Genomic DNA, 14,026 nt, shown 5'->3' with positions numbered 1-14,026 from the left:
CCCTGGGTGCCCGGCCGCCGCCAACGCCGTCCTGCTAGGAGATCTTCACCGGGTTGACCACGTCCGCGATCAGGACGAGGACGGTGAAGCAGACGAAGATTCCGGCCACCACGTAAGCCACCGGCATCAGCTTCGCCACGTCGAAGGGGCCCGGGTCGGGTCGCTTCAGCACCTTCGCCGTGTTCCGGCGCAGCGACTCCCACAGCGCGCCCGCGATGTGCCCGCCGTCGAGCGGGAGCAGCGGGAGCATGTTGAACAGGAACAGGGAGAGGTTGAACCCGGCGACCAGCAGCAGCATCATCGCGACCTGTTGCGATGCCGGGATGTCCAGCGTGAAGACGTCGCCGCCGATGCGGGCCGCGCCGACGACGCCCATCGGGGAGTCGGCCTTGCGCGGGCCGTCGCCGAAGGCCGCGTCCCACAGGTCGGGGACCTTGGCGGGCAGCGCCACCAGGGACTCGACGCCGTTCTGCATCATGTCGCCCATGCGTTCCACGGACTGTCCGAAGGACTGCTGGACGATGCCGGTGGCGGGCGTGAAGCCGAGGAAGCCGGCGTACACGTACTTGCCCTCGACATAGCCGCCGTTGCCGTCGGTCTTGCTCACCTGGTTCTTGATCAGGTGGGCGTTCAGGTCGACCTGCTGCCCCTTGCGCTCGACGGTGATCGTGACGTCCTTGCCGGGGTTGGCCCGGATGTCGTCCTGGAGGGCGGCCCAGTCCGCGACCGCCTTGCCGTCGAACGCGACGATCTTGTCGCCGCCCTTGAGGCCCGCGGCCTTGGCGGGCGCCGCCTCGTCGCCCTTCGCGCACTTCGACCGGTTCTCGCTCTGCTCGATGACACAGTCCGAGACCTTGCCGACCGTGGTGGTCTGGGCCTGGACGCCGAACGTCATCATCACGCCGAGGAAGATCGCGACGGCGAGGACGAGGTTCATGAAGGGACCGGCGAACATCACGATCACGCGCTTCCACGGCTTGCGCGTGTAGAAGAGGCGGGTCTCGTCGCCGGGCTTCAGCTCCTCGAAGGCGGCCGACCGGGCATCCTCGATCATGCCCCGGAAGGGGGATGTCGAGCGGGCCTCGATGCGGCCGTCCGGGCCGGGCGGGAACATGCCGATCATGCGGATGTAGCCGCCGAGCGGGACGGCCTTGATGCCGTACTCGGTGTCGCCCTTCTTGCGTGACCAGATGGTCGGGCCGAAGCCGACCATGTACTGCGGCACCCGGATGCCGAAGAGCTTGGCCGTCGACAGATGTCCCAGCTCGTGCCACGCGATCGAGATGAGCAGGCCGACCACGAAGACGACTATGCCGAGGATCATCATCAAGGTCGTCATGCACGAGCCTCCGCGGTTGTCGTCTGTGCCGTGAGTTCACGGGCCCGGGCGCGCGCCCAGGTCTCCGCTTCGAGGACGTCCGCGACGGTCAGAGAAGTTCCCGTACGCGGTGTGCCGTGTTCCTCGACGACCCGGGTGACGGTCTCCATGATCCCGTTGAACGGCAGGGTGCCGTTCAGGAACGCGTCGACGCACTCCTCGTTGGCGGCATTGAACACCGCCGGGGCCGTACCCGCGAGCTGCCCCACGTGCCGGGCGAGCCCCACCGACGGGAACGCGTCGTTGTCGAGCGGGAAGAACTCCCAGTTCGACGCCTTCGTCCAGTCGAAGGCGGGCGCCGCGTCCGGGACGCGCTCGGGCCAGCCGAGCCCGATGGCGATCGGCCCCCGCATGTCCGGGGGCGTCGCCTGGGCGATCGTCGAGCCGTCCGTGAATTCCACCATCGAGTGGACATACGACTGCGGGTGCACGACCACCTCAATCCGATCGAAGGGAATGTCGTAGAGGAGATGCGCCTCGATGACTTCCAGTCCCTTGTTGACCAGGGTCGCGGAGTTGATCGTGATGACCGGGCCCATGGCCCAGGTGGGGTGGGCGAGGGCGTCGGCGGGCGCCACGTCCGCCAGTTCGGCCTTCGTACGGCCGCGGAACGGGCCCCCGGAGGCGGTCACGACGAGTTTGCGCACGTCCGCCCGGGTGCCGGAGGCCAGCGCCTGGAACAGGGCGGCGTGCTCGGAGTCGACGGGGATGATCTGGCCCGGCTTGGCCAGTGCCTTCACCAGCGGGCCGCCGACGATGAGCGACTCCTTGTTGGCGAGCGCGAGGGTGCGGCCCGCCTCCAGGGCGGCGAGGGTGGGCGCGAGGCCGATGGAACCCGTGATGCCGTTCAGGACGGTGTGGCAGTCGGAGGCGGCGACCTGGGTGGCCGCCTCGGCTCCGGCGAGGATGTCGGGAAGGGGCTCGCCGGGGCCGTACTGGTCCGCGAGGGCCTCCCTCAGCGCCGGGACGGCGACCTCGCGTGCGACGGCGACCGTCCGCACCCGCAGCCGGTGGGCCTGCTCGGCGAGCAGGGCGACCCTGCCGCCGGCGGCGGAGAGCGCGGTGACCCGGAACCGGTCGGGGTTGCGCAGCACGAGGTCGATGGCCTGGGTGCCGATCGAGCCGGTGGATCCGAGGATCACCACATCCCGGACTCCGTCCACGGGATCGAAGACAAGATGCGGATCAGCGAGGGGGGCTGGACTGTCGCTCATCCCCCCATTGTGGCCGCATCGGGTACGCGGAAGGACAGGGCATCCCTCATTCCCGCCGCCGCGCCCCCGATTCCCGGAGCCCGGCCGTGCCGAGGGGCTCGCGCGAGGCGTCCACGCTCCGCGCGGGCGGCGGCGGGCAGGTGCGCACCGGCGAGGTCGCGGCGTGGCCGGGCGCCGTACTGATCCGCAGGTCAGCGCTTGCGGCGGCGCCCGGCTCCGGACCGCGGCGGCCGGGTGCGGTGCCGGGTGTGCGGGCCGGCGGCGGGTCCGGGGGTGGTCGGCGGGGTCGCGGATTCCTCTGTTCGGGCGAACGCGCCTTCGACCACGCCGTCCGCCGTGTCGAGCGTCGGCGCGGTGAAGGCGAGGCCGTCGGCGCGGTGACGGTGCGGCCGTCGGCGCGGTGACGGTGCGGCCGTCGGCGCGGTCGCGGCGTTCGAGGGCCCCGGTGGCCGGGGCCGCGGCGTCGAGATCGAAGAGGTGGCCGACGGACTCCTCCATCGTTGACGCACGGCTCCGGTGCGGCACGCAGCGGAAGGGCGAACGGGACCGTTGCGCATTTCTGGGAGAAAGGTCAGCGAATGGGCCGGTGGACGTTCTCCAGTTTGCTCGCGCCGGGGGTCGCGTCGGCGATCCAGGGGCCTTCGCCTGACGGGTCGATGACGCCTTCCTCCAGCCAGGTGTAGGTGCCCGAGAGAACGCCCTTGACCACCTTGGCGTCGATGTCGTCGGTGTTGGTCCACAGGCGTCCGAAGAGTTCCTCGACACGGATGCGGGAGTGGCGGCAGAAGGCGTCGGCGAGCTGGTAGGCCTCGCGGCCATGATCCCCTGTGGTGCGCAGGAGCTCGGCCCGTACGCAGGCCGCGCTCATCGCGAAGAGCTCGGCGCCGATGTCGACGATCCGGCCGAGGAATCCCTGCTTGGTCTCCATGCGGCCCTGCCAGCGCGACATCGCGTAGAAGGTGGACCTGGCGAGCTTGCGTGCGCTGCGTTCGACGTACCGCAGGTGCGGGGAGAGGTCCACTTCGTGGTGGAACTCGTTGAACGAGCGCGGGAGTTGACCAGCTCCGGCGACCAGTTTCGGCAGCCACTTGGCGTAGAAGACACCGGCGTTCGCGCCCGCCTTCGCCTTGTCCGAGAGGGTCTTGTCGGGGTCGATGAGGTCACCGGCCACCTTGAGGTGGGCGTCGACGGCCTCCCGGGCGATCAGCAGATGCATGATCTCCGTGGAGCCCTCGAAGATGCGGTTGATGCGCAGGTCGCGCAGGACCTGTTCGGCGGGGACGGCGCGCTCGCCGCGGGCCGCCAGCGACGCGGCCGTCTCGAACCCGCGGCCGCCGCGGATCTGGACCAGTTCGTCGGCCATCAGGCAGGCCATCTCGGAGCCGTACAGCTTGGCGAGGGCGGCCTCGATGCGGATGTCGTTGCGGTTCTCGTCGGCCATCTGCGACGACAGGTCGAGGACGGCTTCGAGGGCGAAGGTGGTGGCCGCGATGAAGGAGATCTTGGTGCCGACGGCTTCGTGGAAGGCGACCGGCTTGCCCCACTGCTCGCGCGCCGCCGACCACTCGCGGGCGATCTTCAGGCACCACTTGCCCGCGCCCACGCACATGGCGGGCAGCGAGAGGCGGCCGGTGTTGAGGGTGGTGAGGGCGATCTTCAGGCCCGCCCCCTCGGGTCCGATGCGGTTCGCGGCCGGCACCCGCACCTGGTGGAAGCGGGTGACGCCGTTCTCCAGGCCGCGCAGGCCCATGAACGCGTTGCGGTGCTCGACCGTCACACCCTCCGAGGCGGCCTCCACAACGAAGGCCGTGATGCCGCCCTTGTGGCCCTCGGACTTCGGGACGCGCGCCATGACGACGAGGAGGTCCGCGACGACGCCGTTGGTCGTCCACAGCTTCACCCCGTCGAGGATGTAGTCGTCGCCCTCGGGTACGGCGGTCGTGGCGAGCCGCGCCGGGTCGGAGCCGACGTCCGGCTCGGTGAGCAGGAAGGCGGAGATGTCGGTGCGGGCGCAGCGCGGCAGGAAGGTGTCCCGCTGCTCCTGGGTGCCGAAGAGTTTCAGCGGCTGCGGTACGCCGATCGACTGATGGGCGGAGAGCAGCGCGCCGATCGCCGGGCTCACGGAGCCGACCAGCGCGAGGGCCTTGTTGTAGTACACCTGGGTGAGGCCGAGCCCCCCGTACTTGGTGTCGATCTTCATACCGAGGGCGCCGAGTTCCTTGAGCCCGTTGATGGTCTCGTCCGGAATGCGCGCCTCGCGCTCGATCCGGGCGGAGTCGATCTTCGTCTCGCAGAAGTCGCGCAGTTTGGCCAGGAACTCCTCGCCGCGCTGGGTGTCCTCGTCGGGCGGGAGCGGGTGCGGGTGGATCAGGTCGAGCCGGAAGCGGCCGAGGAACAGCTCTTTGGCGAAGCTGGGCTTCTGCCAGTCCTGTTCGCGCGCGGCCTCGGCGACCTGCCGGGCCTCGCGTTCGGTGACTGTGGGCTGGTGGGGTGTTGCGGACATGAGGCTCACCTCGCCGCGAATAGGGATCATGGGGCTGTTCGTTACTGACCGGTTCTACTCGATCGTATTTACCTGATTCCGGGTGACCCCACCAGTCCTCGCGCAGCGTTCGGCCCCATGGGCGCCCGCCGGAGCGCGGGCCGGCACCCCTCTCGCCCGGGCCCTCACCGGGCCCCGCCCTCCCGGACAGGCACGTCGACGGTATTGCGCCAAAGGTCTTTCCCAGGGGACGGTCTGTGTACGCCGGTCAGGGGGCCGTCGCACGCTCACGAGAGTGCCGAACCGCGTTCAGGAATTTCGCTGTCGAAGCGCTTCGACAACCTATGGACACGCTTCCTCCACCCGGCTAATGTCGAGCCACCCTCACTCGCCCCTATCCGCACCACGCGCACTGTCGAAGCGCTTCACAAAGCTTGGAGAGCTGGATGGTCACCCTCGCCGAGGTCGCCCAGCACGCCGGAGTCTCGGCGAGCACGGTGAGCTATGTCCTCAGCGGCAAGCGGTCCATCTCCGCGGGCACCCGGCAGCGGGTCGAGCGGAGCATCCAGGAGCTCGGCTACCACCCGAACGCGGGCGCCCGGGCCCTGGCGAGCAGCCGGTCCAACATCATCGCGCTGATGGTTCCGCTCCGCACCGACATGTACGTACCCGTGATGATGGAGATCGCCATCGCGGTGGCCACGAACGCCCGGACCCACGGGTACGACGTCCTGCTGCTCACCGGCGAGGAGGGGCCCGACGCGGTACGCCGGGTCACGGGCAGCGGGCTCGCCGACGCGATGATCCTGATGGACGTCGAACTCGACGACGAGCGGCTGCCGTTGCTGCGCGAGACGGACCAGCCGTCCGTACTCATCGGCCTCCCCGCCGACACCACGGGCCTGACCTGCGTCGACCTCGACTTCGGAGCGACGGGCGCGCTGTGCGCCGAGCATCTGGCGATGCTCGGTCACCGTGACATCGCTGTCATCGGCGAGGCGCCCGCCGTCTACGAGCGGCACACCGGCTTCGCCGAACGCACGCTCGACGGACTCCGTTCCCGTTCCCGGGAGCTGGGCCTGCGCGTGCTGCACCGCCCCTGCGAGGGCGGCTACGACGCGATGGCCCTCACCCTCGCCCGCATCCTCGACGAGCGCCCGGGCACCACGGGCTTCGTCGTCCAGAACGAGTCGGCGGTCGAACCGCTGCTCGCGCTGCTGCGCCAGAAGGGCCGTGCCGTGCCCGAGGACGTGTCGGTGATCGCGATCTGCCCGGACCAGGTCGCCACCCAGGCCTCGGTGCGGCTGACCTCGGTCGCCATCCCCGCACAGGAGATGGGCCGGCACGCCGTCGAGCATCTGATCGCCAAGCTCGAAGGGCACGGCAAGGACGAAGTCGTGCTGATCGCACCGGAGTTGACCGTTCGGGCGAGCACCGGGCCGGCCCCGGCCGCTCCCTGACCGGTCCCCCTCTTCCCGACCCAGGACCTGTCGAGGGCGCCCTGACCGCGGGTCCCTCTTCCCAGCTCGCGTCCCCTGCCCGGGCACTTTCCTCGTCCCTCCGCGCCGCGCCCCTTCCAGGGCACCTCCCTGTCCGCACTCCCCCTGTCCGCACTCCTTCATGTCTGCACTCCTTCAGGAGCACACCACGTGAATCAGCCTGCCGAAAACCAGCCCCAGGTCAGCCTCGCGCAGTCCTCCCCGACCGTCGGCACGTTCCGTGAGCGGGACGGCGCGCTGGAGTGGAGCGGCCGCACCGAGACCCTCCGGATCGACCCCTGGGGCCCCGACGCGGTCCGGGTCCGCGCCCGCCTCAGCGGTCCCGTGCTCGAAGGCCTGCCCGGAGCCCTGCTCGACGAACGGCAGGCCACCGGGAGCACGCTCGAACTCCGCGACGGCGAAGCCCGGTTGACGGTCGGCGCGCTGACCGTCGAGGTGAGCGCCGAGGGGCTCGTCCGCTTCACCCGCACCGACGACGGCGGTGAGCTCCTCGCCGAGGAGCGCGCCCACTTCTGGTGGCCCGGCCCGCGGCTGTACACCCCGACCGGCAACGGCCACCACCGTCTGGAGCAGCGCTTCGCCGCCTACGACGGCGAGAAGCTGTACGGCCTCGGGCAGCACCAGCACGGGCTGTTCGACCAGAAGGGCGCGGTCCTGGACCTGATCCAGCGCAACGCCGAGGTCACCATTCCGGTGCTCACCTCCAGCCGCGGCTACACCCTCCTGTGGAACAGCCCGGCCATCGGCCGGGTGGAGCTGGCGGGCAACGGCACCCGCTGGGTCGCCGACTCGGCCCGCCAGATCGACTACTGGATCACCGCGGGCACTCCGGCCGACGCCCAGCGCCGCTACAGCGCGGCGACCGGCCGCACGCCGATGCTGCCCGCGTGGGCGGCCGGATTCTGGCAGTGCAAGCTGCGCTACCGCACCCAGGACGAACTCCTCGACGTGGCGCGGGAGTACAAGCGCCGGGGTCTGCCGCTGTCCGTCATCGTCTGCGACTTCTTCCACTGGACCCACCTCGGCGACTGGAAGTTCGACCCGGCCGAGTGGCCCGACCCGGCGGCCATGCAGGCCGAACTCGCCGGTCTCGGCGTCAAACTGGTCGTGTCCGTCTGGCCTTCGGTCTCGCCGCTTTCCGAGAACCATCAGCTCATGGAGCAGCGGGGCTACTTCATCGGCACCGAGTACGGACCGATGGCGCACGCCGACTGGCCGGACAAGCAGGTCGCCTCCACCGTCCAGGTGGCCTTCTACGACGCCACGAACCCCGAGGCACGCGACTTCCTGTGGTCGCGGGTGAAGGACAACTACCTCGATCCGTACGGCATCTCGGCCTTCTGGCTGGACGCCTGCGAGCCGGAGCTGAAACCGGGCTTCTCCGAGAACCTGCGCTACCACGCGGGCCCGGGTCTCGAAGTGGGCAACCTCTACCCGCGCGAGAACGCCCGCACCTTCTACGAGGGCCTGCTCGCGGCCGGGGAGACCGAGATCGTCTCCCTCAACCGCTCGGCCTGGGCGGGCAGTCAGCGGTACGGGGCCGCCCTGTGGTCCGGCGACATCGGGACCGACTTCGCGACCCTGCGCCGCCAGATCGCCGCGGGCCTCAACACAGCCCTGTCCGGCATCCCCTGGTGGAACACCGACATCGGCGGCTTCCACGGCGGCGACCCGGACGACCCGGCGTACCGCGAAGTCATGGTCCGCTGGTTCCAGTTCGGCGCGCTGTCCCCGCTGATGCGGCTGCACGGCTTCCGCGACCCGGGCCTGCCGCTCGGTCCCGACATGACCGGCGGCCCGAACGAGGTCTGGTCGTACGGCGAGGAGGCCGGCGCGATCATGGAGAAGTACCTGCGGCTGCGCGAGCGCCTGAAGCCCTATGTGCTGGACGTCATGCGGGAGGCCCACGAGGAGGGGCTGCCGGTGATGCGCCCGCTGCTCCTGGAGTTCCCGGGCGATCAGGCGGCCTGGTCGGTGGACGACGCCTATCTCTTCGGCCCGGACCTGCTCGTCGCGCCGGTCCTGACCGCGGGGGCGACGGCCCGTACGGCGTACCTCCCGGCGGGCGCGCGCTGGACGGACGCGTGGACCGGGAAGACGTACGAGGGAGGCGCGTCCGTGACGGTCGACGCGCCGCTGGACCGGATACCGCTCTTCCTGCGGGACGGGGCACTCCTGCCGGTGGCCGAATAGCCGGGTGCGGCCGGCCCGGGGGCGGCCGGCCGCACTGTCACGCGAGGATCAACCGCTGCTGACCGTCAGGTTGTTGGCGGCGAAGTCGAGACCGCCCGCGGACGAGGTGATCTCGAAGCCGAACTGCACGTCGCCGATGGTCTCGCCGCTGGACATCCAGCCCTTGGTGTTCGCGATCCACTTCAGGATCGGGAGGATGTTGATGGTGCCGGACGTGGAGTCCGAGCTGCGCAGGAACGAGAAGACGTCGTTCGCGCCGTTGTTGCCCTTGTAGACGGTCCAGGTGTTGCCGTTCAGGGTGAGCGTGCCCTGTGAGGTGCCGAGCGCGCCGACGGCGCCGTGGTAGTTGACCCACAGCATGATCTCGTAGTCGTAGTCGGTGTCCCAGATGTCGTACGAGGTGTTGTACGCGCCGGAGGACGGGACGGTGACGTTGTAGGTGCTGGTGAGGGAGGACAGCCCCGAGATCGTCTTGCCGACGTATTTCTTCGAGTTGGGGTAGGACTTGATACCGCCGGTGTTCGGGTGGTTGGCCCAGACTCCCCAGTTGGTCCCGGAGTTGGCCCAGACGCACTGACTGCCGGCGCCGGAGCCCCAGATGTTGTTGTAGAGCGTGTACCCGCCCAGGGTGGTGTTGCCCCACTGGTCGCAGGAGGACCAGACGGCGGCCTGGGCGGGGGCGGAGGCGAGGCCGATCGTGGCGCCCAGCGCGAGCGCGGGGGCGAGCAGGGCCTTGGTGATCCTGCGCGGTGTGCGAAGTGCCATGGGTGTCCCTTCCATGGGTGGGGGGAGGTGCGGGGGTCTACCGCGGCCCCAGGGTGAGGACGCGGTCTTCTCCGGCGCTCAGTGAGAGCGGTCGCGCGCCGGCGGAAGTCTGCAGATCGATGCGGCAGGTGCGGGCCGGTCGCAGCACGGCCGTGGCACCGTCGGGGGTCCAGGTGAGGTCGACCTCCGCGCCGAACCTCGTCCGGATGCCGCGGAGTTCGCCGCTCGGGAGGGCGGGCGGCAGTGCGGGGAGCAGGACGAGCCGCTCCGGCGTGGAGTGGATCAGCGCCTCGATGAGCACGGCGGGCAGCGTGTGGGCGGCGTCGGCGTTGTAGACGTGCCGGTTCGGGTAGTGGCCGCTCATCAGGGACACGTGGAAGAAGTCCCCGGCCAGGACGTTGTCGAGGGCGCCCGCCACGCGTTGCGCGTCCCCGAGCCGGGCGGCCACCAGGGCGTGGTGGAGGTGGCCGTGCGCCGAGTCGTTCTCGGCGCCCCGCAGTTCGAGGGCGCGACGGGCCGCCGCGGCGAGCTCGGGGGTGTCGTACGGGTGGATCTCGTCGAGCGGCCAGACCCCGTAGAGGTGGCTGAGGTGCCGGTGGTCGTAGCTGTCGTCGAGTCCGGGCCTGGCCCACTCGGCCAGCGCGCCCTCGGCGTTGACCCGGTGCGGCGGCAGCCGGTCCGCGAGCGCGCGCCACCGCTCGGCGTCCGGCCCCGGGTGGTAGTCGGCCGCCGTGCGCAGGGCGTGCCGGGCCGCCGAGAGGTCCATGGCGGCGTTGACGGTGATCCATCCGGCGTTCGCGGGACGGTTCTCCGGGGAGTACGACGGCACGATCACCAGGTGGCCGTCGTCGTCGGTCCGGGTCAGGAAGTCCTCGTAGAAGCGGGCCACTTCGGCGAGTGCGGCGGCGAGGCGCGGGTCGCGTTCGCCGCGGGTCTCGTCGTGGTCCACGAGGGGCTTGAGCAGCCAGTCGGCGCCCGCGGTCCACACGTGCAGCGGGTACGCGCGGCTGAGGTGGCGGATGTGGCCGGACTCTCCGTCGGTGTGGGCGGGGGCCACGACACCGCGAGCGCCGAAGACCGCCCGGGCATTGTCCCGCCAGTGCGGCAACTGGGCCTGGATCAGGGCGGCATGAGCCTCGGTGACCTCGGGGAGCGCGGCCGCCGCGGCCGAGGCGGTCTGCAGATTGAGGTTGGCGTCCGTGGTGAACGCCCCCGACCAGGCGGTGTCCCAGTCGCCGGTCCAGAGCCCGGTCAGCCGGGGCGGCAGCGTCCCGGCCGCGGACAGCAGGTGGTGGCGGCCGGCCGCGAAGAGCCGTTCCAGGAGGGCGGGGCTCTTCGGGCGCCGGACCAGTTCCGAGCCGGGAAGGGCCCGTTCGGCAGGGTCGGCGTGCAGGTCGAGGGTGACCCGGAGGTAGGCGGCCCGGTGCAGGGCGGTGTGACGGGCGAGCAGGTGGGCGTAGGCGCGCTCGATCTCGTCCTCGGCGTGGCCGGCCTCGGGCAGCAGCTCCCGCAGCGCGCGGACCTCGGCGAGAACGTCCGGTTCGCCCGGGTGTCGGCGCACCCGGGTGAGCAGCAGCATCGAGCGGGCGCCCCGGACCCGTACGCCGGGAAGGGCGGGACGGGTCCGGCCGTCGGTGACGAGGAGCGTGACCCCGGTGTACGCCAGGTCGCTGCCCGGATAGCGGGCGCGCAGGGTGAGGAGGGCGCCCTCGGGGGTGAGGACGGCTCCGTGCCCCACCGCGAGGTCGGCGGGCGCGCCCGGCAGCCGGTGGTCCAGCGTCACGTCGAGGGTGAGGTCGGGGGCGGTCACGTACTGCGCGATCACGTCGTCGGCGCGCGAGACGAAGACCTCGTCGCGCCGGTCGTCGCACAGGGCGCGGACGACGCCGGTGGTGAAGTCGGCCTCCCGCCGGTAGGCGCGCCACCGCGCGGCCGGGCGGCGCAGCCGCACCTGGAAGGCGGGGTGGAAGGGCTGCACCCACAGCAGCGGCCGTCCGTCGGTGAAGTCCTCCCCGGCGGTCACGTCTCCGGCCAGCAGCCGGTCCTGTACGTCGGTGAGGCGGTCGGCGAGTTCGGGCGGGCGCGCGTCCGCGCTGCCGTTCGGACGGATCAGGCGGTGATGGTTGACGATCACCCGATCGTCGTTCGGATCACCGAACACCATGGCGCCGTGTGTGCCGTTCCCGCTCAGGAAGGCGTCCTCCCAGCGGGCGGCGGGCCGGGGTTCCCAGGTGCCGTGGACGGGGGCGGCGGTACGGGCGCCGTCCGTTCGGGTACCGGCGGTGGCAGCGTCCTCGCTTCGGGCGTCCTCGCTTCGGGCGCCGGCGCGGGCGGCGCCGTCGGTGCGCGCGTGGTCCGTCATGGTGCGAGCACCACCGCTCCGTGGCGCTCCAGTCGTACGGAGTCGGTGAAGGACGTTCCGCCGAGCAGGTCGCGGTGGCTGCCCGGGACCTCGACGGTCACCGCGTCGCGCCCATGGTTGAGCAGAAAGAGCAGGTCACCGCGCCGCACGGCTTCGACACGGTCGGGCAGTCCGTCGAGCACCGGCCGGACGCCCGCGCCGTGCGCCGCCCCGGCCAGCAGTTCGCGCAGGGCCGCCGGTTCGGGAAGTGTGGAGAGGTACCGTGCGGTGCCCTTGCCGAGCACGGCGGGCAGTCCGTCCAGTTCGCCGCCCCGGAAGCGGGTCTCGACGACCGCTGTCCCGTCCGGCTCGATCTCCTCGGACCAGAGCGTGCCCGAGAAGCCGTCGCACGCCACGGTCTCTCCCGCGTCCAGCGGCCACCACTCGTGCAGCGTGCGGATGCCGAACAGCTCGCGCAGCCGCTCGTCCATGCCGCCCGGCCGTACCCGGTCGTCCTCGTCGGCGACGCCGGTGAGGAAGCCGCAGACGAGCGTCCCGCCCGATCGCACGTAGGCGAGGAGGTTGTCGATCGCCGCGTCCGTGAGCAGATACAGCTGGGGCACGACGACCATCCGGTACGCGGAGAGGTCGTGCTCGGGATGCGCGAACGCGGTGGTGAGGTGGGCCTCCCACAGGGCGCGGTGCCAGGCCCGGACGATCTCGGCGTAATCGGCCTCCGAGGACGGCCGGCCGTCCTGCGCTCCCGCCCACCAGGAGTTCCAGTCGTGCAGGATCGCGATGTCCGAGTGAACGTGACCATCTGTCACCTGAGCACCGATCCGGGCGAGTTCGGCGCCGATCGCCTTGATCTCCTGGAAGATGCGGCCCCGCTCCCCCGCGTGCCCGATCATCCCCGAGTGGAACTTCTCGGCGCCCTGCCGGGACTGCCGCCACTGGAAGTAGCAGACGGCGTCGGCGCCGCGTGCCACCGCCTGGAGCGACCACAGGCGGTTCAGTCCGCGCGGCTTGGGGTGGTTCACGCCACGCCAGTTGACCGCCCCGGCCGCCTGTTCCATGAGCATCCAGGGTCCGCCCGCGGCCTGGGAGCGCGTCATGTCCTGGACGAGCGCGCCGTGCTGCGCGCCGAGGGGGTCGCGCGGGTCCGGATAGAGGTCGACCGAGACGACGTCCTCCTCGGCGGCCCACCGCCAGGCGTCCTGACCGACCCACATCGGCATGAAGTTGCTGGTCACCGGGGTGTGCGGGCTGTGGCGGCGGACGATGTCCCGCTCGGCGGCGTAACACTCCAGGAGCATGTCGGAGGTGAACCGCTTGAAGTCGAGCACATGGGTCGGGTTCTTCATGTAGTGCGCGTGACGGGGCGGCAGCACCTCGTGCCAGCTGTCGTATCCCTGGCTCCAGAAGGCCGTTCCCCAGGCCGTGTTGAGGGCTTCGAGGGTGTCGTAACGGTTCTGGAGCCAGCGTCGGAAGGCGGCGGCCGCCTCGTCGCCGTAGTCGAAGGTGCAGTACTCGTTGTTGATGTGCCACATCGTGAGAGCGGGGTGCTTCGCGTAGCGGACGGCCAGGTCCTCGGTGATGGCGGCGGCGCAGCGGCGGTAGACGGCGCTGGAGTGCGAGAAGTGCTGCCGGGAGCCCCACCATTCGGTGCGGCCGTCCTCGTCCCGGGGCAGCGTCTCGGGGTGCAGCCGGCCCATCCAGGGGGGCGGCGAGGAGGTGGGGGTGGCGAGCACGACGCCGATGCCGTGCTCGCGCATCAGGTCCATCAGCCGGTCCAGCCAGCCGAACTCCCGGGCTCCCGGGCGTGGTTCCAGCCTGGCCCAGGAGAAGACGCCGAGGGTGACGGAGTTGACGCCGGCCTCCTTCATGAGGCGGACGTCCTCGCGCCAGGTCTCCTCGGGCCACTGCTCGGGGTTGTAGTCGCCCCCGAAGAGGATGCGGCCCCGGGTGGCGTCGCTCAGACTCGGCCGCCCGGACTCAGGACCGGTTCCGCGGGGCGTGCGCATGACCTACCTCGATCGGGGGGAGTGGACCGCCGCGGCCGACCTCTGGTCAGGAGCAGGGGGGGCCGGGCGGGTGGGGGGGTGGCGCGGGGTGTGGGGGGCGGGGGGCGGCCGGGGGGAGCCCGGGACGGCC

8 protein-coding genes are annotated in these 14,026 nt (G+C 71.1%); 2 read left to right on the top strand and 6 right to left on the bottom strand.

Going from position 1 to position 14,026, the window contains the following annotated elements:
• Positions 1 to 34: 34 nt before the first annotated feature.
• From ACFWBT_RS35810 to ACFWBT_RS35800, 3 genes are all read right to left on the bottom strand, one after another.
• Positions 35 to 1,339 (bottom strand): M50 family metallopeptidase, encoded by a 1,305-nt coding sequence (locus ACFWBT_RS35810; RefSeq protein WP_385707130.1) that lies wholly within the window; start codon positions 1,337 to 1,339, stop codon positions 35 to 37.
• Positions 1,336 to 2,592 carry a 1-deoxy-D-xylulose-5-phosphate reductoisomerase gene (gene dxr, locus ACFWBT_RS35805; protein ID WP_385707129.1) on the bottom strand — a complete coding sequence of 419 codons (1,257 nt, stop codon included), beginning with the start codon at positions 2,590 to 2,592 and terminating at the stop codon, positions 1,336 to 1,338. The genes ACFWBT_RS35810 and dxr overlap by 4 nt, the downstream gene beginning before the upstream one ends.
• A 571-nt stretch (positions 2,593 to 3,163) precedes the next feature.
• A complete protein-coding gene (locus ACFWBT_RS35800; protein WP_385707128.1) occupies positions 3,164 to 5,095 on the bottom strand; it encodes an acyl-CoA dehydrogenase family protein in 1,932 nt (643 codons plus the stop codon).
• A gap of 425 nt (positions 5,096 to 5,520) precedes the next feature.
• Here ACFWBT_RS35800 and ACFWBT_RS35795 point away from each other — a divergent pair, with 425 nt between their 5' ends.
• Both ACFWBT_RS35795 and ACFWBT_RS35790 read left to right on the top strand, forming a co-directional pair.
• Positions 5,521 to 6,534: a LacI family DNA-binding transcriptional regulator gene (locus ACFWBT_RS35795; RefSeq protein WP_385707127.1), complete on the top strand. Its 1,014-nt coding sequence runs from the start codon at positions 5,521 to 5,523 to the stop codon at positions 6,532 to 6,534.
• Between the two features lie 189 nt (positions 6,535 to 6,723).
• Positions 6,724 to 8,766: a TIM-barrel domain-containing protein gene (locus ACFWBT_RS35790; RefSeq protein ID WP_385707126.1), complete on the top strand. Its 2,043-nt coding sequence runs from the start codon at positions 6,724 to 6,726 to the stop codon at positions 8,764 to 8,766.
• A 48-nt stretch (positions 8,767 to 8,814) separates the two neighbouring features.
• Here the strand turns inward: ACFWBT_RS35790 and ACFWBT_RS35785 are convergent, their stop codons facing one another.
• From ACFWBT_RS35785 to ACFWBT_RS35775, 3 genes are read right to left on the bottom strand one after another with little or no spacing between them, the layout of a single operon-like run.
• The gene (locus tag ACFWBT_RS35785) at positions 8,815 to 9,531 is read right to left on the bottom strand and encodes a hypothetical protein (RefSeq protein WP_385707125.1); all 717 of its coding nucleotides are present in this window, start codon (positions 9,529 to 9,531) and stop codon (positions 8,815 to 8,817) included.
• A 37-nt stretch (positions 9,532 to 9,568) separates the two neighbouring features.
• Positions 9,569 to 11,893: a glycoside hydrolase N-terminal domain-containing protein gene (locus ACFWBT_RS35780; RefSeq protein WP_385707124.1), complete on the bottom strand. Its 2,325-nt coding sequence runs from the start codon at positions 11,891 to 11,893 to the stop codon at positions 9,569 to 9,571.
• Positions 11,890 to 13,896 (bottom strand): beta-galactosidase, encoded by a 2,007-nt coding sequence (locus tag ACFWBT_RS35775; RefSeq protein WP_385707123.1) that lies wholly within the window; start codon positions 13,894 to 13,896, stop codon positions 11,890 to 11,892. Before ACFWBT_RS35775 ends, ACFWBT_RS35780 begins: the two co-directional genes overlap by 4 nt.
• Between the last annotated feature and the right edge of the window lie 130 nt (positions 13,897 to 14,026).

This window comes from Streptomyces sp. NPDC060027 (genome assembly GCF_042737005.1).
Lineage (GTDB): Bacteria > Actinomycetota > Actinomycetes > Streptomycetales > Streptomycetaceae > Streptomyces.
This window is presented reverse-complemented; position numbering and strand designations above follow the sequence as displayed.